Raw genomic sequence first — 21013 nt, 5'->3', positions numbered from 1 at the left:
CGGTCAGGCCCGTGGCGGCTGGAACCCGGCGGCGGTCAGCGCGGCCCGGCCCCGGTCGGACAGCACGTACGCGACGAAGGCCCGCGCGGTCGTCGGGTTTCCGGCCTGCCGCAGCACGACGATCGGGTAGTCGTTGACGGCCCCGGCCGACTCGGGAAACTCCACGGCGTCCACGTCGGACGCGGCGGCGGTGGCGTCGGTGCGGTAGACCAGCGCGGCGTCGACCTCACCGAGGCGCACCTTGGCCAGCGCGCCCTTGACGTCGGATTCGAGGGTGACCGGGGTGAGCGGCACGCGGGCGGCGTCCAGGGCGGTGCGGGCCGCCGCGCCGCAGGGCACCTGCTCGGCGCAGAGCGCCACCTTCGCCCCGGGCCGGGTCAGGTCGGCCAGCGCGCCGATGCCCCTCGGGTTGCCCTTCGGCACGGCGATGACCAGCTGGTTGCGGGCGAAGGTGGCCGGGGCGTCGGCGGCGTTGCCGGCGTCGGTGACCGTACGCATCGTCGCCGGGGACGCGGCGGCGAACACGTCGGCGGGGGCGCCCTGGTTGACCTGGGTGGCCAGGGCGGAGCTGCCGGCGAAGCTGACGGTGACCGTCGTGCCCGGGTGGGCGGCCTCGAACTCGTCGCCGAGCCGGGTGAACGCCTCCGTCAGCGACGCCGCCGCGAAGACGGTGACCGGGCCGCGCACTCCGTCGACGCCCTCCCCCGGCGCCGGCTGGTCGGCGCCGCCGGCACAGCCGGCCAGGGCGAGGGCCAGGGCGATCGCCCCGGCCAGGGCCGTGCGGGCCGCTCCGGTCATGTGCCGGTCCTGCCTTTCGGCGCAGACGGCCGCTCCACCACGACCGTCGTTGACTTGATCACCGCGACGGCGATCGCGCCGACCTCGAGGCCCAGGCCGTCGACCGCCTCGCGGCTCATCAGCGACACGATCCGGAACGGCCCGGCCTGGATGTCGACCTGGGCCATGACGGTGTCCTTGACCACCGCGGTGACGATGCCGCGCAGCCGGTTGCGCGCCGAGGACAGCTCGGCGTGCTCCTCGGGCGCGGCGGCCGCGGCCCGGACGAACGCGGCCAGGTCCACGCCGTCGACCACCCGGTGGCCGTGCACGTCGCGGGTGGCGGCGAGGCGGCCGGCGTCGACCCAGCGCCGCACCGTGTCGGTGCTGACGCCGAGCAGTTCGGCCGCCTCACCGATCCGGAACATCGCCACGCCGGCACTCTACCGTGCCGCGCTTGCGAGGCGGCAAGCGGCATCGACCTGGCATGCACCAGCCTGACCCGGCACCAGGATTGGCAGGTGCAGCAGTCGACGGGGCCTGGGGGCGCGACGCGCGACGCGCCGGCCCTCCCACCGACGGTGGTGGGAGGGCCGGCGCGGCGGGCAGGCGTCACATGTAGAGGGTGTTGGGCTCCAGCCCGCACAGCACCCGGCCGTACAGCTCGGTGTTGACATCGGGGACGACGAGGCCGTGCAGCGCGGCGGAGGTGACATCCCGCACGAGGCGCTGGATCGGGACGTCGGTGTAGATGGAGGTGCCGCCGCTGGCCATCTGGAAGATGTCGGCGACCTCCTTGGCCAGGCGGGCCGCCTCGCCCTGGTCGGCGCGCACCCGGACCCGCTCCTCGACCGTCCACGCCTCGCCGCTGAACGCCTTGTGGTCGACGACCTCGGCGATCCGCCGGGCGTGGAACATCGCCTGGTCGATCTTGTGGGCGGCGGAGCCGACCCGCAGGTGGGTCAGCGGGGCCTCGGCCTGGCTCGGGTAGTCGGTGTAGATGATCTTCCGATCGGGCAGCCGGTCGAAGAAGGTGTCCCAGGCCGCCTTCGCCAGCCCGGCCAGCATGCCGACCCCGGAGACCGCGGCGACCAGCGTGGCCGGGGTGGAATAGATCGGGATGTTCCGGTTCGTCTCCGACAGCGTGTTCGGGGCGAGCGCGGCGCCCAGCGGAATGACCCGCTCGGCGGGCAGGAAGACGTTCGTGGCCACCGTCGTGATGCTGCCGGAGCCGCGCAGCCCGGTGGTGTGCCAGTCGTCGACGAGTTCCATGTCGGACATCGGCACCATGGTCATGACCGGCTCCGGCTCGGCGCCGTCGCGCAGGATCACGGCCGCCGCCTCCATCCAGTGCGCGTGGTGCGCCCCGCTGACGAAGGGCCACCGGCCGTTGAGGATGTATCCACCCTCGACCGGAACCATCGTGCCCTTGGGGGCGTTGGTCCCGCAGACCCGCACGTCCGGGATCGAGAAGACCTCGTCCTGCACCTCGTCGGGGAACATGCACACCAGGTACGTGGGGATCCAGTTCACCATCGCGACCCAGGCCACGGAGGCGTCGATACGGCCCAGCGCCGCGCCGACCTCGACCAGCGTCGCGCCGTCGCACTCGTAGCCGCCGTAGCGCTTGGGCACCCGCATCCGGAAGATGCCGGCCTCGGCCATCGCCTCGACTGTCGCCTCGTGCAGGCGGCGATTCTCCTCCGACCAGGCAACGTGCTCCCGCAGCACCGGCTCGGCCTTGGCGACGCGGCTGAGGATCTCCTCGCGCGTGGGGGTTTCGGTAACAGTCACAGTTCCTCCTTGGGAAGGCTCTCCGGTCTTGTGGACCTTGTCCGTCCCACGGTCGCACCCGTCGCCGTGCGGGCACTTCTTCCGTGTTGCGCCCGCGCCGTCCCACGGTCGGCGCGGGCGCCCCGCTCGGCAGGGTCGCCTCTCCCAGCGCCGGCACGGTCGCCCTCCCGGCCCGCGAGGGCGGCGGCGCAGGTCAGGAGGGCAGGCGCATGGTGCGCAGGAAGACCGGCAGCAGCCAGGGCCGGCGGCCGCTCACCCACAACTTGCGGGCGAGCACCGCGCGCAGCCGGGGCACCCGGCCGAACAACATCAGGGTGAACACGGCCGGGTCGAACGAGAGCCGGACGTCCGGACGGGACTCGGTCGGCGCCACCGTCACCCGACCCTCGGCCAGGGCCATCGTCACCTCGGGGCCGAAGCGGTGCCGGAAGTTCACCGAGATCGTCCCCGGGTGCGCCGGGCCGCCCCGGTCCAGCAGCCGGCCGTAGCCGCGACGGGTCATGCCCACCATGAACAGGTCGACGAAGAGCGCCGCGTCGGCGGGATCCACGACCCAGCGCCGGCCGACCGCCCGGGCGATGTCCCAGGCGTGCAGGTTCAGCTCGTTGAGCAGGTGGGCCAGCAGCCCGGTGACGGGCAGCCGGGCCCCGCCCAGCCAGGACACCTCGTGCTCCGGCCCGGCCTCGTCGGCCGCCCGCAGCACCTCCTCGACGTCGGCGCGCAGCCGGTCGGCCAGCGCCGGCAGCCGCCGCTCGGTGAAGTGCCGCAGCACCTCCGCGTTCATCACCGAGATCGTGTCGACCGTGGTGCGCCGGCGCAGCTCGAGCAGGCCAGGCACCGGCAGGTCGGGCGGGGCGCCCCGGACCAGGGCCAGGCCCATCGCGGCGACGCCGCACAGGTGGGCCATGGTGTCCGCCACCGTCCAGTGCGCGGTGGCAGGCTTGTCGGGTGGGGCGTCGGAGACGAGGGCGAGCAGCCGCCCGAGGACGACGGGCACGGAGGTGCGGACGCGACGCCACTGGTGCGGGGTGACCGGCATGTGTCCACGATGGAGGATGCGGGCGCGCGAACACTTGTTCGAGGTTGCCGTCCTGCCCGGTTCGAACAGGGCAACACGGAAGAAGTCAATGGGGGGAACCGTCCCCACAATCCATCCATGACTGTCAGCGAAAGAGGACGCGCGGTCCGCCTCTCCGCGCACACCCACCCGCGCTCGCGCGGGATCGTCCTGGGCGGCGTCGCGGCGGGAGTCCTGCTGGCGGTGCTGTGGTCGTACGAGTTCGTCGACCACGTGATCGGCGACAACGTCGCCAACACCCTGCTGGGCCACGACGCGAAGGGCACCGCCATCGGTGGCACCGTCGCGGGTCTGGTCTTCGCGTTCGTCTCCGGCCTGGCCGGCACGTTCACGGCGTGCAACATCGCGATGGCCGCCGCGGTCGGCCCGATGAGCCAGGCCGGCGGTGCGGGCGCGACCCGGGCCGGGCTGCGCGTCCTGCTGCGGCCGGTCGGCTGGCTCACCGTCGGGATGGTGGCGGTCGCCGCCACGTACGGCTTCGTCGGTGTGCTGCTCGGCGACCGGCTGCCGCAGCTGTCCACGGGTGCCGTCGGCGGGCTGCCGGTGCGCCTGGTCCAGTCGATGGTCGTCTTCGGCGTGATCGGGCTCGCCTTCGTCTACCTCGGCCTGGCGGCGCTCGGCACGCTGCCGGACCCGTTCGCGCGGCGCCCGGTCGCCCGGGTCGTGGTGCTCGGCGCGCTCGTCGGCGGGTTCCTCATCGGCCGGCCGTACCCGCTGTTCAACAAGCTGTTCCACTGGGCGGTGGACACCGGCAACCCGCTGTACGGCGCGGGCGCGTTCGTGCTCCAGTCGCTGGGCAACATCGCCGTCGTCGCCGCGCTGTTCGCGCTGATCATCGTGGCCACCCGGGGGCGGTTCGTCCAGTGGCTCACCGCCAGCCCGTCCCGTACCGCCGCGGTGACCGGGGCACTGCTGATCGCGCTCGGCGTGTTCATGGTCGTCTACTGGGACGTGCGGCTGCCCGCCATGTTCGGCTACGGCTGGTTCCCCACCATGCCGTACAACGGGTAGGGCGACGGGCGTGCCGGCGGGCACGGAGCCGCGCCCGCCGGGCCGGGGCCGGTCAGGCCGAGCCGACGTATCCGCCGACCTTGATCCGCTGCGCGGTCTCGGTGTAGGCCACCGGGTCCTCCGGCAGCCGGGTGCCGAGCCCGTCGACGTAGCGGTTGAACATGCAGAACGCGGCGGCGATCAGCACCGTGTCGTGGATCTCCAGGTCGGTCGCCCCCTCGGCGCGGGCCGCGTCGACCAGCGCGGCGCTCACGTTGCGGCCGCCGGACTGGACCGCGGCGGCGATCCGCAGCAGGCCGCGCAGCTTCGCGGAGACCTCCGCCGTGTCCGGGTCCGCCCGGACCTGGGCCACCAGCGGCATGCCGCCGTCGAGCTGGGCGGCGGCGAACGCCGAATGCGACGAGCAGCAGAACGTGCAGTCGTTGAGCCCCGAGACGTACGCGGCGATCAGCTCCCGCTCGCCGGCGCTGAGGGTGGGGTGCGGGGCGTGCAGCAGCGCCTCGGCCAGGGCGTTGAGCGCCACGGCGGTCTCCGGCCGGTAGCGCATGAGCCCGCTGATGCCCGGATACTGCGTCTCGTCCAGGCCCAGATCGATGTGTGCCACGTGTCTCTCCTCGGCGTGACAGGCCGCGGCCGGCGGCGACGCGGTCCTGCTGCGCATGGTGCCGACCCGGCGGCCCGTCCGCTTCTTCCACCGTGCCCACTGCGGCCCGCGCCCACGCCCCGCTCCTTCTTCGAGAATGCCGTCTGCGGGGCCCGTACCTGGGCCGACACGGAGGGCGACGAGCAGGGCACGTACGCGTATTGCCGCTGCGGAGCAGCCGCTGCCACGATCGGCACCATGGTCGACACGACGCACATACGGCAGGGTGCCCGGGCACAGGCCGGGACCATGGTGGACCGACTGCGCCAACTCGTGCACGCCGAATCCCCGCCCGGGGCGGTACGGCACCTGCACGCCTGCGCCGACCTGCTGGAGAGCTGGATCAGCCCGATCCTGGGCCGGCCCGCCGTGCGGGTCACGCGCGACGGGCTGCCGCACCTGCTCTGGCAGGCCGAGGACCAGCGGGTGCTGTTGCTGGGGCACTACGACACGGTCTGGCCGGAGGGCACCACGCGGGACTGGCCCTTCGCGGTGGCCGACCACATCGCCACCGGGCCAGGGGTGTGCGACATGAAGTCCGGCATCGTGCAGCTGGTCACCGCCCTGTCGCTGCTGCCCGACACCTCCCGGGTGGGGGTGCTGCTCACCTGCGACGAGGAGAGCGGGTCGCCGACGTCCCGGCCGCTGATCGAGCAGCAGGCCCGGCGGTCGCGGGCGGTGCTGGTGGGCGAGCCGGCCACGGAGACGGGCGCGCTGAAGGTCGCCCGCAAGGGCGGTTCCCGGTACGAGATCACCGTACGCGGCCGGGCCGCGCACGCGGGCGTGGAGCCGCACCGGGGGGTGAACGCGGCCGTCGAGCTGGCCCACCAGGTGCTGGCCGTGCGGGCGTTCGCCGCCGAGGGCACCAGCGTCACGCCGACGGTGCTCAGCGCGGGCACCATCAGCAACCAGGTGCCCGAGTCGGCGACGTTCTGCGTCGACGTGCGCGCCTGGACCCGGGAGGAGCTCGACCGGGTGGACCGGCTGATCCACGCCCTGACCCCCCAGCTGGCCGAGGCCGCGCTCGTGGTGGCCGGCGGGATCAACCGGTACCCGTTGCAGGAGGCGGTGGCGACGCCGCTGCTGGAGATCGCCCGCCGGGCGGGCCACGAGCTGGGCCTGCCGCCGCTGGAGGCCGCGCACGCCGCGGGCGCGTCCGACGCGAACTTCACCGGGTCGCTGGGCGTGGCCACCCTCGACGGCCTGGGCGGGGTGGGCGGCGGGTCGCACGCCCGCAGCGAGTGGGTGGACGTCAGCCAGCTGCCCGACCGCGCCGCCCTGCTCGCCGCGACCGTCGCCGGCGTGCTCACCCGGCAGCGGCGCGGCCCGGTGGCCGCGGGTCGGGGCGTTCCCGCGCGCCTGTGAGTCGCGTCGCTGCTGTCCACGGGCCCGCACACCGTCCATAATGGTGTGTCATGAGCCTCACCACGCGCCGGTCCACGGCCCCACCCCGATTCGGGGTGGAGGAGGAGTTCCTCGTCGTCGACGCCGCCACCCGCGCCCCGGCGCCCCGGGCCGCCGAGATCGTCGCGGCGGCGTCGGCGTCGCTCGGGGATCGGGTGTCCGGGGAGATCACCACCCTGCAACTGGAGACCAGGACCCACGCCTGCGGCTCCCTCGGCGAGCTGACCGACCAGCTCGGCGAGGCCCGCAAGGTCGTCGCGGACTGCGCCCGGGCCGCGGGGCTGCGGGTGGTGGCCACCGGCACGGCGCCCGTCGCCGGGGTGGTGCCGCCGCCGATGACCGTCGGCCCGCGCCAGACCCGCGGCACGGAGACATACCGGGGGCTGCACGACGAGCTGGCGCTGTGCGCGCTGCACGTGCACGTGGAGATGCCGGACCGGCAGCGGGCGGTGCTGGTCGGCAACCACCTGCGGCCCTACCTTCCGCTGCTGCTGACCCTCACCGCGAACTCGCCGTACTGGGACGACCGCGACTCCGGATACGCGAGCTGGCGCACCACGGTCTGGGGCCGGTGGCCGGTGGCCGGCCCGCCGCCGGTGTTCGACTCGGCGGAGCACTACGACGAGGTGGTGGGGCGGCTGCTGGACGCGGGCGCCCTCGTCGACCGGGCCACCATCTTCTGGGACGTACGCCCCTCGGAGCGGCACCCCACCCTCGAGGTCCGGGTGGCCGACTCCGCCCTCACCGCCGAGGACGCGGCGCGCTACGCGGCGCTGGTGCGGGCGCTCGTGGCGCACCTGTCGGAGGCGGTGGACACCGGCGAGCCCGCCCCGCACGTCGCCGGGGAGCTGCTGCGGGTGGCGTACTGGCGGGCGGCCCGCGACGGCCTGGACGGCGAGGGCCTGGACCCGCGCACGGGCCGGCTGCGCCCTGCGGTCGAGCTGGCCCGGGAGCTGCTGGCCACGGTGGAGCCGGCGCTGCGCGCCCACGGCGACCACGACCCCGTCGCGCGGTGGCTGGAGCAGCTCGCCGCCGACGGCACCGGGGCGCGGCGTCAGCGGGCGATCGTGCGCGCCGGCGGGACGCTCGCCGACGTCGTCGACCACCTGGCGGAGCGAACGGCGGGCTGATCCGTCGAGCAGCCCCGGCCGGACTTCACAAATCTGAGCAATCGCGCGCAACCGACGGCGGGTGGCGTGGGTGATGCTGGAGGGGCCCGACCTGCTGATGGAGGCCGTCCATGGACCAGATCGCGACCACCCCGTTCCACCTGCAACGGCTGGAACCCACGCTGATGAACCGCACCGCCCGGGCGTTCGCCGACCGGATGGCGGCCCGCCGGTCGGTGCGGCACTTCTCGGCCGAGCCGGTGCCGCTGGAGGTCATCGAGGAGGCCGTCCGGGCCGCCGCGACCGCCCCCAGCGGCGCCAACCTCCAGCCCTGGCGGTTCGTGGTGGTGACCGACGCCGAACGCAAGCGGCGGCTGCGCGAGGCCGCCGAGGCCGAGGAGATCGAGTTCTACACCCGCCGCGCCTCGCAGGAGTGGCTGGAGGCGGTGGCCCCGATGGGCACCGACTGGCAGAAGCCGTTCCTGGAGACCGCCCCGGTGGTCATCGTGGTGTTCGAGGTGCACCAGGGGCCGCAGACCCCGAAGCCCTACTACGTCAAGGAGTCGGTCGGCATCGCCGTCGGCGTGCTGATCACCGCCCTGCACCTGTCCGGGCTGGCCACGCTCACCCACACGCCCAGCCCGATGCGGTTCCTCAACGAGATCTGCGACCGCCCGGCCGAGGAGCGCGCCTGCCTGGTGATGCCGGTCGGCTACCCGGCCGAGGGGGTCACCGTCCCGCAGCTGACCCGCAAGGCGCTGTCGGAGGTCATGGTCCTCCGGTAGGCCTCACCGCCCCAGGTCCGCGGCGAAGAACTCGCGCAGGGGCTGCACGTGCCGGTCCTGCCGACGCCACTCGGCCAGCAGGTCCTCCAGCAGGTGCAGCTCCTCGACCAGTTCCCCGCCCCGGTAGCGGCGCACCACGGGGTGGATGAAGGCACTCTCGGCGGCCCGGTCGGGCTGCGGGTGCCGCTCGATGGCGAACACGTCGTTGTACGCGTCGCGGCCCCAGCGCAGCGAGAACGTGTAGTAGTGGCTCTCGCCGCCGAACCGGGCGACCGCGTGGTCCTCGGGCAGGTCGTGGTAGTGGCGCACCACCCCGGCGGCCGCGTCTACGACGAGGGCGTCGCAGAGGAACTCGAACTGGGTCCACAGCGCCGAGCTCCAGTTGACCCGGTCCAGCACCACCTCGGTGAGCGCCTCGGCGTCGGCCGCCACCTTCTCGTACGCCAGCGGCGCGCCCTCGTACCGCTCGCGCAGCAGGGCGGTCAGCGTACGCAGATTGTATCGAAAGCCGTCGATGAAGGCCGACGACGCCTTCTTGAAGTCGCGGTCCTGGGCGAGCGTGCCGGCGAAGTAGAGCCCGTCGACGTCGACCGACTGCCAGTCGGGCCGGGTGGCGGGCAGCCGCCCGCTGGGCACCGTGCCGGGGCGGCAGTTGTCGGCGAAGACCGAGGTGTCCATGGCGAAGCCGGTGCAGCGCAGCACGGTCTCGTACTCCATCACGGCGGTCTCGCCGTCGGCGTGGGTGTAGGTCAGGCGCACCTCGTACTTGTCCCCCACGGGGCGGATCTCGTCGATGACGCAGTCGAGCACGGAGTGCAGGGTCTTGAACTGGTAGCTGTCCAGGACCGCACCGTGGTGGCCGCGTACGTCGCCGGGGTGCTTGGTGTTCCAGGCCAGCCGCAGCGGGCGCGGGCTGGCCAGGTGGATCATGGCGGCGTGCCCGAGGATCGCCGAGGCGGTCTCGAACGCGGAGTTGCCCTTGCCGAGGATGAGCACCCGCTGGTCGGCGTAGTCGGCCGGGTCGGTGGACATGTCCTCGTAGCCGATCGCGTGCTCGATGCCGCGCACGTCGGGGACGTTGGGCCGGCCCCAGCCGGCGGCCCACACCACGCAGTCGGCGTGCAGCAGCCGCCCCCCGGCGCGGACGAGAAAACCGTCGTCGGTCTTGGAGACCAGTTCGACGGTCGTGTCGTAGCGGACGGCGAGCCCGTGGTGGCGGGCGAAGTCGCCCAGGTAGCGGACCATGTCGTCGGCAGAGGGGAAGTATTCGCGGCTGTAGTTGGCGAACGGCAGGTCGGCCGGGGTGTGCAGCAGCGAGTTCCAGTCCCAGCGCAGCCGGATCTCGGGGTCGGTGCTCGTGGTGTGCACCTTGTTCAGGGAGATCAGCTTGCGGTGGCGGGGGAACCGGCGGAAGAACTCGCCGGGTTCGGCCGCGCGTTCCAGCGTCAGGTAGTCGCTGCCGGCCTGCTGGAGGTAGTAGCTCAGCTGAAGGCCGGCCGGACCAGCGCCGATGATCAGGTAACGGTGGTGCTCGGTGCCTTCTGGCAAGTCGGTCATGGATGCTCCCGCGTCGAGTACCCAAGACCATTGTGGATAAATGCACTTCAGTCAATACATATCCAGGTTGGATGGTGTCGCCGAAGGACGGAGGACGGAGGTCGGCCGCCCCCGCCGGACGGACGGGGACGGCCGGTGCGCGGACGATGGTTCAGGCGGGCTGGGCGGCCGGCTCGCGGTGGCCGCTGACCTTCGCCGCCGGCATCGGGCCGCCCTTGGCGGTGCCGGTCATCTCGTCGCCGTCGATCGTCACGTCGAAGACCAGGTCCATCCGCATCGGCTTCTTGATCGACTGGTACCAGGACAGCCGGTTGCCCTCCAGCGTGAGATCGTTCAGGGTGAGCGTCTCCTTCTCACCGCGGGAGATGCCCTGCAGGACACCGTCGGAGCTGAACAGCTCCAACTCGGTGCGGCGGACGCCGAACGGGGTGGCGACGGCCACCTTCCAGAACCCCTCGACAGACACGGCGGCTTCCTCTCTTCCCGGGGTCCCGGGCGGAAGCGATCCCTGCGGACGCCACCCGGGCGGCGCCTCGGGCAGCGCCGCCACCCACGCTAGCGATCTCGGCGACGACAGTTAGTCGCCATATTGCCGTCTTGCGCCGGCGAGTGGACACAATGGGCCAACGCGGTGAGATCGACCAATAGGGATCCGACGCGTCAAATCGTCCGCTATACGCGAACTAAACCGGCCTCATGCTGCGAAAACGTCGGGAGCAATGTGAAAGAAGCGCGCCCCGGCGCCACCGTCGCACGATGAACCTGGCCTGATCCGGTCGCCGAGCATCCACTTTCCCCGCCCGCCGCAGGAGGAAACCAGGCACGCCAGAAAAGCAGATTCGCCGCGTCGAGGAAAATTGCTGGAGAAACTTCTTCCTCCGGCCGACCCGTCGCGCCGCGAAGCCCTCGACGTCAGGCGAAACCCCCATCCCTTGCCGCGCAGCATCCCGGGACCGCCCGTGGAACACCGCCGCGGTGATGCCGTCTGCCCTGTTCCCGCCATCGGCTTTGGCAGAAGCCGATGGCACTGTTGTAAGGAGACCGTACCGTGCTGGGTCAACGCGCACGCTCGCTCAGTCCCGGAATAGTCGCGATTCTACTCGTGGCCTCGCTCTTTTTCATCATCGACAGCCGCGTGTCGGTCGCCGGCGCCGACGAGGCCGCCACACGATACCGCTTCACCGAGCAGTCGATCGCCTACCCGGACGGTTACGACCAGCTACCCAAAAAAACGATTCGCGACGTCAACCGCTCGTACCACAAGATCCGCGCCTGGGTCTCGTCGGTCGGGGCGAGCATCGCGATCAACGACCTCACCGGCCACGGCCGCGCCAACAGCCTGTGCTTCGTGGACGTGCGCACCGACAAGGTCGTCGTGACGTACGCGCCCACCGCGCCCAAGGAGGACCAGTTCGCGCCGTTCATCCTCGACCCGGCGCCGCTGCCGATCGACGACACGATGGCGCCGATGGGCTGCGTGCCGGGCGACTACAACCTCGACGGCCGGATGGACCTCATGGTCACCTACTGGGGCCGGGTGCCCATCCTGTTCCTGCACAAGGCCAGCGCGACCACGGTCTCCAACGCCACGTACCAGCGCCAGGAGCTGCTGCCGCAGAGCTCGCCCGACGGCCTCTACCACGGGCCGAAGTGGCACACCAACGCCTCGCTGGTCAGCGACCTCGACGGCGACGGCCGGCCGGACGTGGTGATCGGCAACTACTTCCCCGAGTCCGACGTGCTCAACACGCGGGGCCAGGACAACGTCGAGATGAACGAGACGCTGTCGAGCGCCACCAACGGCGGTGGCAGCCACGTCCTGCGCTGGCAGTCGGCGACCTCGGGCGACAGCCCCTCGGTGACCTTCGTGCCGCAGCGCGCCGCGATCCCGTTCGTCGCGTCGACCGGCTGGACGCTGGGCCTCAACGCCGCCGACCTCACCGGCCGGGGCCTGCCCGACGTCTACGTGGCCAACGACTTCGGCCACGACCACCTGCTGCACAACGTCTCCAGGCCCGGCCGTATCGAGTTCAAGATCGCCGTCGGCGAGCGCACCCCCACGACGCCCAAGTCGTTCGTGCTCGGCAACGGCTCGTTCAAGGGCATGGGCATCGACTTCGGTGACCTGGACCGCAACGGCAGCTTCGACATGATGGTCTCCAACATCACCACGGCCTGGGGCCTGGAGGAGAGCAACTTCGTCTGGATCAACCGGGCCAGCAACGAGCGCGACATGCTCACCAAGCTCGACAAGGGCGTCGCCCCGTTCACCCAGGAGGCCCGCCCGCTCGGCCTGGCCTGGAGCGGCTGGGGCTGGGACGTGAAGTTCGGCGACTTCCTCAACAGCGGCGACCTGGAGGTCGTGCAGACCCTCGGCTTCGTCAAGGGCAAGATCGACCGTTGGCCGTGGCTGCAGGAGATGGCCATGATGAACGACGACCTGATGTCCAACCCGGCGATGTGGCCGAACATGCAGCCCGGTGACGACATCGCCGGCAGCCAGCCGCTGGCGTTCTTCGCCCGCACGGCAAGCGGCGAGTTCGCCAACATCACCAAGCAGGTCGGCCTGGACGTGCCGATCCCCACCCGGGGCATCGCCACGGCCGACACCCGGGGCATCGGGGCGCTGGACCTCGCCGTGGCCCACCAGTGGGGCCCGCCGGCGTTCTACGCCAACGAGGCGCCCAGCAAGGGCAACTACCTGAACCTGCGGCTGTACCGGCCGGCGGTCGGCGCCCCGGCGGACCAGATGCTCTGCACCCCGGCGTACGGCGCCACCGTCACGGTCACCACGCCGGACGGACGCAAGCAGATCTCCCAGCTCGACGGCGGCAGCGGCCACGGCGGCAAGCGCAGCTTCGAGGTCCACTTCGGGCTGGGGGCCAGCAGCGGCCCGGTCACCGTCGACATGCGTTGGCGCGACCTGAGCGGCCAACTGCACAGCACCAGCCAGCAGCTCACCGCCGGCACGCACACCCTCGTGCTGACCGACCGTGTCGAGGAGGTTCCGAACCGATGACCACGATCGCCCCGCCCCCCAGCATCGACACCGCGCCCGCGGCCCCCATCCGCCCCGCGCCGGCCAAGCCCGAGCCCGACCGCCGCTACCTGGCACTGCGCAACTTCGCCATCTCGATCAGCGTCTTCAACATCTTCGGCTACACGCTGCTCGGCTTCGAGCAGCCGTGGCTGTGGCCCATCTTCGCGGTGCTCACCGGCTACGCCGCCGAGATCAGCTTCGAGCTGATCCGGGCCTGGGCCAAGAAGGAGACCCCCCGGTTCCTCGGCGGCGGCGGCCGCCGGGTGTACGAGTTCCTGCTGCCCTCGCACATCACCGCGCTGGCCTGCAACATGCTCCTGTACGCCAACGACATGTTCCTGCCGATCGCGTTCGCCGTGATCGTCGGCGTGACCGGCAAGTACGTCTTCCAGGCCCCGGTCTACGGCCGGATGCGGCACTACATGAACCCGTCGAACTTCGGCATCACCATGGCGCTGGTCTGCTTCGGCTCCTGGATCTCCATCGCCCCGCCGTACCAGTTCACGGAGAACGCCAACACGTACTTCCGGATCATGATCCCGATCATCATCGTGACCGCCGGCACCGTGATCAACGCGCTGCTGACCCGCAAGGTCCCGCTGATCGTGGGCTGGCTCGGCGGCTTCGCCATCCAGGCGTTCCTGCGGGCCTGGATCTGGGACGTCGCCCTGTTCTCCGCGCTGGCCGTGATGACCGGGGTGGCGTTCGTGCTGTTCACCAACTACATGATCACCGACCCGGGCACCACCCCGGTCAAGCCGATGAACCAGTTCATGTTCGGCTCCGGCGTGGCCATGGCCTACGGCGTGCTGATGCTGTTCAACGTCGTCTACACGCTCTTCTTCGCGGTGGTCGTCGTCTGCGGCATCCGCGGCATCGGCTGGTGGATCGCGGACATGCGCAAGAAGTCCCGGGCTGCCGCCGCGCTGACCCTCGACACCCCCAGGAGCATCGCGTGAGCGACCGCATAGCCGTCGTCGGGATCGCCTGCCGGTATCCCGACGCGGAGGACCCCAACCAGCTGTGGGAGAACGTGCTCACCGGCCGCCGGGCGTTCCGCCGGCTGCCCGACGAGCGGATGAACGCCGAGGACTACTACTCCCCCGACCCCGCCGCGCCCGACCGGTTCTACTCGGCCAAGGCCGCCGTGATCGAGGGCTTCGAGTTCGACCGGGTCAAGCACAAGATCGCCGGGAGCACCTTCCGGTCCACCGACATGACGCACTGGCTGGCCCTGGACACCGTCGCCCGGGCCCTGGCCGACGCCGGCTTCGCCGACGGCGAGGGGTTGCCGCTGGCCACCACCGGCGTGGTCATCGGCAACACCCTCACCGGCGAGTTCAGCCGCGCCAACCTGCTGCGGCTGCGCTGGCCGTACGTGCGGCGCACGGTCGGGGCGGCGCTGCGCGAGCAGGGCTGGGACGACGCCGCCGTCGGCACCTTCCTCGACGAGCTGGAGCCGCGTTACAAGGCGCCGTTCCCGCCGATCGACGAGGACACCCTGGCCGGTGGGCTGGCCAACACCATCGCCGGCCGGGTCTGCAACCACTTCGACTTCAAGGGCGGCGGCTACACCGTCGACGGGGCCTGCTCGTCGTCGCTGCTGTCGGTCGCCACCGCCTGCAACGCCCTGGCCAGGGGCGACCTCGACGCCGCCGTCGCCGGCGGCGTGGACCTGAGCATCGACCCGTTCGAGGTGATCGGTTTCGCCAAGACCGGCGCGCTGGCCACCGGCGAGATGCGGGTCTACGACCGCAACTCCAACGGGTTCTGGCCCGGCGAGGGCTGCGGCATGCTGGTGCTGATGCGCGACGAGGACGCGGTCGCGCGGGGCCTGCGCCGGCACGCCGTCATCGCCGGCTGGGGCTACTCCTCCGACGGCAAGGGCGGCATCACCCGGCCGGAGGCCAGCGGCCACCGGCTGGCCATCCGCCGGGCCTACGAGCGGGCCGGCTTCGGCATCGACTCGGTGGCCTACCTGGAGGGGCACGGCACCGGCACCGCCGTCGGCGACGCCACCGAGCTGACCGCGTTCACCGAGGCCCGGCAGGAGGCCGACCCGGCGGGCGCGCCCGCCGCGATCAGCACCGTGAAGGGCAACTTCGGGCACACCAAGGCCGCCGCCGGGGTCGCCGGCCTGCTCAAGGCGATCCTCGCGGTACGCCAGCAGGTCATCCCACCGGCCACCGGGCACGTGGACCCGCACCCGGTGCTCGACGTGGAGCAGCCCGCCCTGCGGGTGCCCGCCACAGCGGAGCTGTGGCCGGCCGACAAGCCGATCCGGGCGGCCGTGTCGTCGATGGGCTTCGGCGGCATCAACGCCCACGTGATCCTGGAGAGCGCGGAGAGCGGCCGGCGGACCCGCATCGGGGCGTCGACGACCGCGCTGGTGCGCTCCCGGCAGGACACCGAGCTGCTGATGTTCGACGCCCGTACCCCGGAGGAGCTGGGTTCGCGGCTGTCGGACCTGGCGCCCTGGGTGGGCCGCCTGTCGTATGCGGAGCTGGGCGACCTGGCCGTGACGCTGGCCGGGAAGCTGGCCGGGCGACCGGTGCGGGCGGCGGTGGTCGTCGCCTCGCCCGAGCAGGCGCGGCAGCGCCTGGAGCGGCTGGTCGAGCTGGTCGACGCCGGCGAGCAGCGGGTGATCGACGCGGCCGGCGGCGTCTTCCTCGGCGCGGCGGGCCCCGCCCCACGGATCGGGTTCCTCTTCCCCGGTCAGGGCGCGGGCCGGCGGGCCGACGGCGGCGCGCTGCGCCGCCGGTTCGAGGAGATCGACGCCCTGTACCAGGCCCACCAGCCGCCGCCCGGCGCGGACCTGGTGGCCACGGCGGTGGCGCAGCCGCGGATCGTGACCGCGTCGGTCGCGGGCCTGCGGGCGCTGTCGATGCTCGGCATCCGGGCCACCGGCGCGGCCGGGCACAGCCTCGGCGAGCTGACCGCGCTGCACTGGGCCGGCGCGATGGACGAGCAGACGCTCATCGCGACCGCCGGCGCACGCGGGCGGATCATGGCCGACGCCAGCGCCGGGGACGGCACGATGGCCAGCATCTCCGCCGCCCCCGAGGTGGTGGAGCCGCTGTTGGCCGGCACGCCGGTGGTCATCGCCGGCTACAACAGCCCGGAGCAGACCGTGGTCTCCGGCCCGGTCGACGCGGTGCTGCGGGTCGGGGCGCTGGCCGAGCGGGCCGGGCTGTTCTGGACCCGGATCGCGGTGTCGCACGCCTTCCACTCCGAGGCCGTCGCCCCGGCGGCGGTCGCGTTCGCCGAGCACCTGCGCGGCGAGACCTTCGCGCCGCTGGCGCAGTCGATGGTCTCCACGGTCACCGGGGACGTGCTGCCGGCCGACACCGACGTGCCGGAGCTGCTGCGCCGGCAGGTGCTGGACCCGGTGCGGTTCACCCAGGCGGTGCGCCGGCTGGCCGACGACGCCGACCTGCTGCTGGAGGTCGGCCCGGGGCGGGTGCTGCGCGGGCTCGCCGCCGACATCGCCCCGGAGGTGCCGACGATCTCGCTGGAGACCGACAGCCTGTCGCTCGCGGGCCTGCTCAACGCGGTCGGCGCGGCGTACGCGGCGGGCGCGCCGGTCAACCACGAGGCGCTGTTCCAGGACCGGTTCACCCGGCCGCTGGAGCCGGGCCGGCCGCTGCGGTTCTTCGCCAGCCCCGCCGAGTCGGCGCCGGCCGGGGACTTCGCGGTGGCCCGTACCGCGCAGGAGCTGGCCCCCGTCGCGGCCTCGCCCAACGGCGCGTCGGTGGCGGTGTCCGGGCCCGGCGCCACGCTCGACAGCCTGGAGCTGCTGCGCCGGCTCGCCGCCGAGCGGGCGGAGCTGCCGCTGGAGGCGGTGCGGCCGGACAGCCGGCCGCTGGACGAGCTGCACCTCAGCTCGATCACCGTCGGACAGATCGTCAACCAGGCCGCCCGGGAACTCAACGTGGCCGCGCCGACGCTGACCTCCAGCTACGCCACCGCCACGGTGGCGGAGATCGCGCAGATCCTCGACGACGCCGCCGGCGGTACGGCCGGCGGCGACGAGCAGGAGGCGTCGATCGCCGGGGTGGCCCCGTGGGTGCGGGCGTTCGCGATCGACCTGGTACCCACGGAGGTCGGGCCGCGCGTCGGCGCCCCGGCCGACGGAGGCTGGCAGGCGTTCACCGCCGGGCACAACGCGCTCGCCGAGCCGCTGCGCACGGCGCTGCAACAGGCCCGGGTGGGCGGCGGGGTGCTGCTGTGCCTGCCGCGCGACGGCCAGGCCGAGCACATCCCGGTGATGCTGCGCGCGGCCCGGGCCGCGCTGGCGCAGGGCACCGCCGTGCGGTTCGTGGCGGTGGGTGACCGGCGCACCGCCGCCGGCCTGGCCAAGACGCTGCACCAGGAGCACCCGGAGATCGTCACCACGGTGGTCACCCTGCCGCTGGCCGACGAGCCGTCCGAGGAGGCGGTGGCGGCCACGGTGACCCGGGTGGTCGCCGACGTCGCGGCCACCGCCGGGTTCAGCGAGGTCCACTACGACGCCGACGGCAACCGGCACGTGCCCGTGCTGCGGCCGGCGTCCCTGCCGCCCAACGGCGGGCCGGGGCTCGGCGTGGAGGACGTGCTGCTCGTCACCGGCGGCGGCAAGGGCATCACCGCCGAGTGCGCCCTGGCGCTGGGGCGCGACACCCTCGCGGCGGTCGGTCTGATCGGCCGCTCCGACCCGGCGACCGACGCCGAGCTGGCGGCCAACCTCGAGCGGCTCACCGCCGCCGGGGTGCGCTTCCACTACGCCCGGGCGGACATCACCGCGCTGGACGAGGTGAAGGCGGCCGTCAACGACATCGAGCGGGTCCTCGGCCCGGTCACCGGCGTGCTGCACGGCGCCGGCCGCAACGAGCCGACGGCGGTGGCCAGCCTCGACGAGGCGACGTTCCGGCGGACCCTGGCCCCGAAGATCGACGGGCTGGAGGCCGTGCTCGCCGCGACCGACCCGCACACGCTGCGGCTGCTGGTCACCTTCGGCAGCATCATCGGCCGGGCCGGGCTGCGCGGCGAGGGGCACTACGCCACGGCCAACGACTGGATGACCGACCTGACCCGCAAGGTCGGCGAGGACTACCCGCACATCCGGTGCCTGGCGCTGGAGTGGTCGGTGTGGTCCGGGGCCGGCATGGGCGAGCGGCTCGGGGTGCTGGAGGCCCTCACCCGCGACGGCATCGCGCCGATCCCCGTGGAGGCCGGCATCGCCACGCTGAAGGAGGTGCTGGCCAGCCCGGCCGCGCCGCAGGCGCTGGTGGTGATGGGCCGCGCCGACGGCCTGGCGACGGTCACGCTGGAGCGGCGCGAGTTGCCGCTGCTGCGCTTCGTCGACCGGCCGCAGGTGCACTACCCGGGCGTGGAGCTGGTCGTGGACGCGGACCTGACCGCCGACGACGACCTCTACCTGCCCGACCACCTGCTCGACGGGGACCTGCTCTTCCCCGCCGTGCTGGGCATGGAGGCGATGGCGCAGGCGGCCTCGGCGCTGACCGGGCGCGCGGATGCCCCGGTGCTGGAGGACGTCGAGCTGCTGCGGCCGATCGTGGTGCCGCCCACGGGCAGCAACACGATCCGGATCGCGGTGCTCGCCGCCGCGGACGGCACGGTCGAGGCGGTGGTGCGCAGCAGCGACACCAACTTCGCCGCCGACCACTTCCGGGCCCGGCTGCGCTGGGACCGGCCGCTGCGGGTCGAGGCCCGGCCGGGCACCGCCGCGGCGGGGCTGCTGCCGATCGACCCGGCCCGCGACCTGTACGGCCCGGTGCTGTTCCAGGGACGGCGGTTCCAGCGCCTGCTGGGCTACCTGGACCTGGCGGCGACGAGCTGCACGGCACGGGTGTCCAACCGGCCGGTCGACGCGTGGTTCGCCCGGTACCGCCCCAGCGACCTGGTCCTCGGCGACCCGGGCACCCGGGACACGGTGATGCACGCGTTGCAGTGCTGCGTGCCGGACGCGACGCTGCTGCCGGGCGGGATCGAGCGGCTGCACCTGGCCGACCCGAAGGTCGCCGCCACCCTGGACACCGTCACCATCCACGCGGTCGAGCGGCTGCGCCAGGGCGACACCTACCACTACGACGTGGACGTCTGCGACGCCGACGGCAACCTCGTCGAGCGGTGGCAGGGGCTGCGCCTGCACGCCGTACGCAAGCAGGACGGCACGGGGCCGTGGCTGCCGGCGCTGGTCGGCCCGTACCTGGAGCGGCGGGTCGGTGCGTTCCTGCCCGACGAGCTGCGCGTCGTGGTGCGGCCCGACGACGCGGACGCCACCGGGACGCAGGCCCGCCGCCGGCAGACCGCCCGCGCGGTGAGCTGGGCGCTGGGCACGGAGACGACGGTGCGCTACCGGCCGGACGGCAAGCCGGAGGTCGACGCCGACGTCCGGATCTCCGCCTCGCACGGCGCCGGGGTCACCGTCGCCGTTGCCGGCGCCTCGGCGGCGGTGGGCTGCGACGTGGAACTGGCCTCGGCCCGCTCCGGCGACGAGTGGGCCGGCCTGATCGGCCAGGACGGCCTGGCCCTGGCCACGCTGCTGGCCCGGGAGCAGGGCGAGGACCTGTCGGTCGCGGCCACCCGGGTCTGGGGCGCGGTCGAGTGCCTGCGCAAGAACGGCCACGCCCGGGTCGACCTGGTGGCCGAGCCCAACGGCGCGGCCGGGTGGGTGGCCCTGCGGTCGGGGGCGGCGCGGGTCGCCACCTTCGTCACCGCGCTCAACGACGTCGGGGACCCGGTGGTGTTCACGATGCTGGCGGAAGGAAGTAGGTGAAGTCATGGAGTCCTACTACGAGTACCGGCACCTGGTGGGTTTCGAGGAGACCAACCTCGTCGGGAACGTCTACTACGTCAACTACATGCGCTGGCAGGGCCGGTGCCGGGAGATGTTCCTGCGCGACCAGGCGCCGGAGGTCCTGGCGGACATCCGCGACGACCTGAAGCTGTTCACCCTCAAGTGCGAGTGCGAGTTCTTCACCGAGATCACCGCGTTCGACGAGCTGTCGATCCGGATGCGGCTGGAGGACCTCACGCAGACCCAGATCGGCTTCGCCTTCGACTACGTGCGGCTGCGCGACGGCTTCGAGGAGCTGGTGGCCCGGGGGCGGCAGCGGATCGCGTGCATGCGCGGCCCGAACACCGACACCCGGCCGACGCGGGTGCCGGACACGCTGCGGGCGGCGTTGTCGCGGTACGCGGTGGCCCCCGCCGCGGGTGGGCAGCGCAAGGTGCTCGAAGGCGTCGGGGAGGGCTGAGCCGTGACCAGAGCGGACCAGCGACCGACCACCAGCGCGGCGACGGTGTCCCGGCCGGCCACCGCGGCGAACCACGCCGAGCTGCGGGCGGTGATGGGGATGTTCGCCACCGGCGTGACGGTGGTGACGTCGGGCCGGGACCTGCCGCACGGCATGACCGCGAACGCGTTCACCTCGGTGTCGCTGGACCCGGCGATGGTGCTGGTGTGCGTGAAGCGCAGCTCGGTCATGCACGACACCGTCCTGGCGCAGGGCACCTTCGCGGTGTCGATCCTGGCCACCGGCCAGGAGGGGCTGGCGCGTTACTTCGCCAGCTCCAGCCGGCCCCGCGACGAGCGGGAGTTCGAAACGGTGCCGTGCGAAGCGGGACCGCACACCGGAGCGCCGATCGTGTCCGGGAACGTGGCCTGGGTGGAGTGCAAGCTGGCGGCCGTGTACGACGGCGGCGACCACTCCATCTTCCTCGGCTCCGTGCTCGGCACCGGCAGGGGCGACAGCAGCGACGCGCTGCTGTTCCACGGCGGCCGGTTCTGCGAGGTCGGCAAGGGTTGACCGC

16 protein-coding genes are annotated in these 21013 nt (G+C 72.9%); 9 read left to right on the top strand and 7 right to left on the bottom strand.

Going from position 1 to position 21013, the window contains the following annotated elements; genetic code table 11:
• Positions 1-3: 3 nt before the first annotated feature.
• The 4 genes from modA to ACFT41_RS25630 form a co-directional block, all read right to left on the bottom strand.
• Positions 4-798, bottom strand: a complete 795-nt coding sequence (gene modA, locus ACFT41_RS25645; protein ID WP_377589238.1) for a molybdate ABC transporter substrate-binding protein — start codon at positions 796-798, stop codon at positions 4-6.
• Positions 795-1211: a molybdopterin-binding protein gene (locus tag ACFT41_RS25640; protein WP_377589239.1), complete on the bottom strand. Its 417-nt coding sequence runs from the start codon at positions 1209-1211 to the stop codon at positions 795-797. The genes modA and ACFT41_RS25640 overlap by 4 nt, the downstream gene beginning before the upstream one ends.
• Before the next feature lie 178 nt (positions 1212-1389).
• Positions 1390-2571 carry an acyl-CoA dehydrogenase family protein gene (locus ACFT41_RS25635; RefSeq protein ID WP_377588898.1) on the bottom strand — a complete coding sequence of 394 codons (1182 nt, stop codon included), beginning with the start codon at positions 2569-2571 and terminating at the stop codon, positions 1390-1392.
• Positions 2572-2764: 193 nt separating this feature from the next.
• Positions 2765-3610, bottom strand: coding sequence for a maleylpyruvate isomerase family mycothiol-dependent enzyme (locus ACFT41_RS25630; protein ID WP_377588899.1), 846 nt, complete (start codon positions 3608-3610; stop codon positions 2765-2767).
• A gap of 117 nt (positions 3611-3727) precedes the next feature.
• On the opposite strand from ACFT41_RS25630, the gene ACFT41_RS25625 reads away from it, so the two are divergent.
• The gene (locus ACFT41_RS25625; RefSeq protein WP_377588900.1) at positions 3728-4660 is read left to right on the top strand and encodes a hypothetical protein; all 933 of its coding nucleotides are present in this window, start codon (positions 3728-3730) and stop codon (positions 4658-4660) included.
• A 52-nt stretch (positions 4661-4712) separates the two neighbouring features.
• Here ACFT41_RS25625 and ACFT41_RS25620 read toward each other — a convergent pair whose 3' ends face one another.
• Complete coding sequence (locus ACFT41_RS25620) at positions 4713-5264, bottom strand: carboxymuconolactone decarboxylase family protein (protein WP_377588901.1); 552 nt, start codon at positions 5262-5264, stop codon at positions 4713-4715.
• Positions 5265-5501: 237 nt separating this feature from the next.
• Here ACFT41_RS25620 and ACFT41_RS25615 point away from each other — a divergent pair, with 237 nt between their 5' ends.
• From ACFT41_RS25615 to ACFT41_RS25605, 3 genes are all read left to right on the top strand, one after another.
• Positions 5502-6668, top strand: a complete 1167-nt coding sequence (locus tag ACFT41_RS25615; RefSeq protein ID WP_377588902.1) for a M20/M25/M40 family metallo-hydrolase — start codon at positions 5502-5504, stop codon at positions 6666-6668.
• A gap of 50 nt (positions 6669-6718) precedes the next feature.
• A complete protein-coding gene (locus tag ACFT41_RS25610) occupies positions 6719-7837 on the top strand; it encodes a glutamate--cysteine ligase (RefSeq protein WP_377588904.1) in 1119 nt (372 codons plus the stop codon).
• 164 nt (positions 7838-8001) lie between these two features.
• A complete protein-coding gene (locus tag ACFT41_RS25605; protein WP_377588911.1) occupies positions 8002-8601 on the top strand; it encodes a nitroreductase family protein in 600 nt (199 codons plus the stop codon).
• A gap of 3 nt (positions 8602-8604) precedes the next feature.
• Here the strand turns inward: ACFT41_RS25605 and ACFT41_RS25600 are convergent, their stop codons facing one another.
• Together ACFT41_RS25600 and ACFT41_RS25595 are read right to left on the bottom strand one after the other, a co-directional pair.
• Positions 8605-10158, bottom strand: coding sequence for an NAD(P)-binding domain-containing protein (locus ACFT41_RS25600; RefSeq protein WP_377614012.1), 1554 nt, complete (start codon positions 10156-10158; stop codon positions 8605-8607).
• A 151-nt stretch (positions 10159-10309) separates the two neighbouring features.
• Complete coding sequence (locus tag ACFT41_RS25595; protein ID WP_377588907.1) at positions 10310-10624, bottom strand: hypothetical protein; 315 nt, start codon at positions 10622-10624, stop codon at positions 10310-10312.
• A gap of 636 nt (positions 10625-11260) precedes the next feature.
• Between ACFT41_RS25595 and ACFT41_RS25590 the strand changes: the two genes are divergently transcribed.
• The 5 genes from ACFT41_RS25590 (at position 11261) to ACFT41_RS25570 (ending at position 21009) form a co-directional block, all read left to right on the top strand.
• A complete protein-coding gene (locus ACFT41_RS25590) occupies positions 11261-13177 on the top strand; it encodes a CRTAC1 family protein (RefSeq protein ID WP_377588908.1) in 1917 nt (638 codons plus the stop codon).
• Positions 13174-14157 carry an enediyne biosynthesis protein gene (locus ACFT41_RS25585; protein ID WP_377588909.1) on the top strand — a complete coding sequence of 328 codons (984 nt, stop codon included), beginning with the start codon at positions 13174-13176 and terminating at the stop codon, positions 14155-14157. Before ACFT41_RS25590 ends, ACFT41_RS25585 begins: the two co-directional genes overlap by 4 nt.
• Positions 14154-19976, top strand: a complete 5823-nt coding sequence (locus ACFT41_RS25580; RefSeq protein ID WP_377588910.1) for an SDR family NAD(P)-dependent oxidoreductase — start codon at positions 14154-14156, stop codon at positions 19974-19976. The genes ACFT41_RS25585 and ACFT41_RS25580 overlap by 4 nt, the downstream gene beginning before the upstream one ends.
• 4 nt (positions 19977-19980) lie before the next feature.
• A complete protein-coding gene (locus ACFT41_RS25575) occupies positions 19981-20457 on the top strand; it encodes a thioesterase family protein (protein WP_043969052.1) in 477 nt (158 codons plus the stop codon).
• A 93-nt stretch (positions 20458-20550) separates the two neighbouring features.
• Entirely contained in the window at positions 20551-21009 is a 459-nt protein-coding gene (locus ACFT41_RS25570; protein WP_377588913.1) for a flavin reductase family protein, read from the top strand.
• Positions 21010-21013 lie beyond the last annotated feature (4 nt).

Origin of the sequence: Micromonospora sp. NPDC057141 (assembly GCF_042670805.1) — a bacterium.
Taxonomy (GTDB): domain Bacteria; phylum Actinomycetota; class Actinomycetes; order Mycobacteriales; family Micromonosporaceae; genus Micromonospora.
This window is presented reverse-complemented; position numbering and strand designations above follow the sequence as displayed.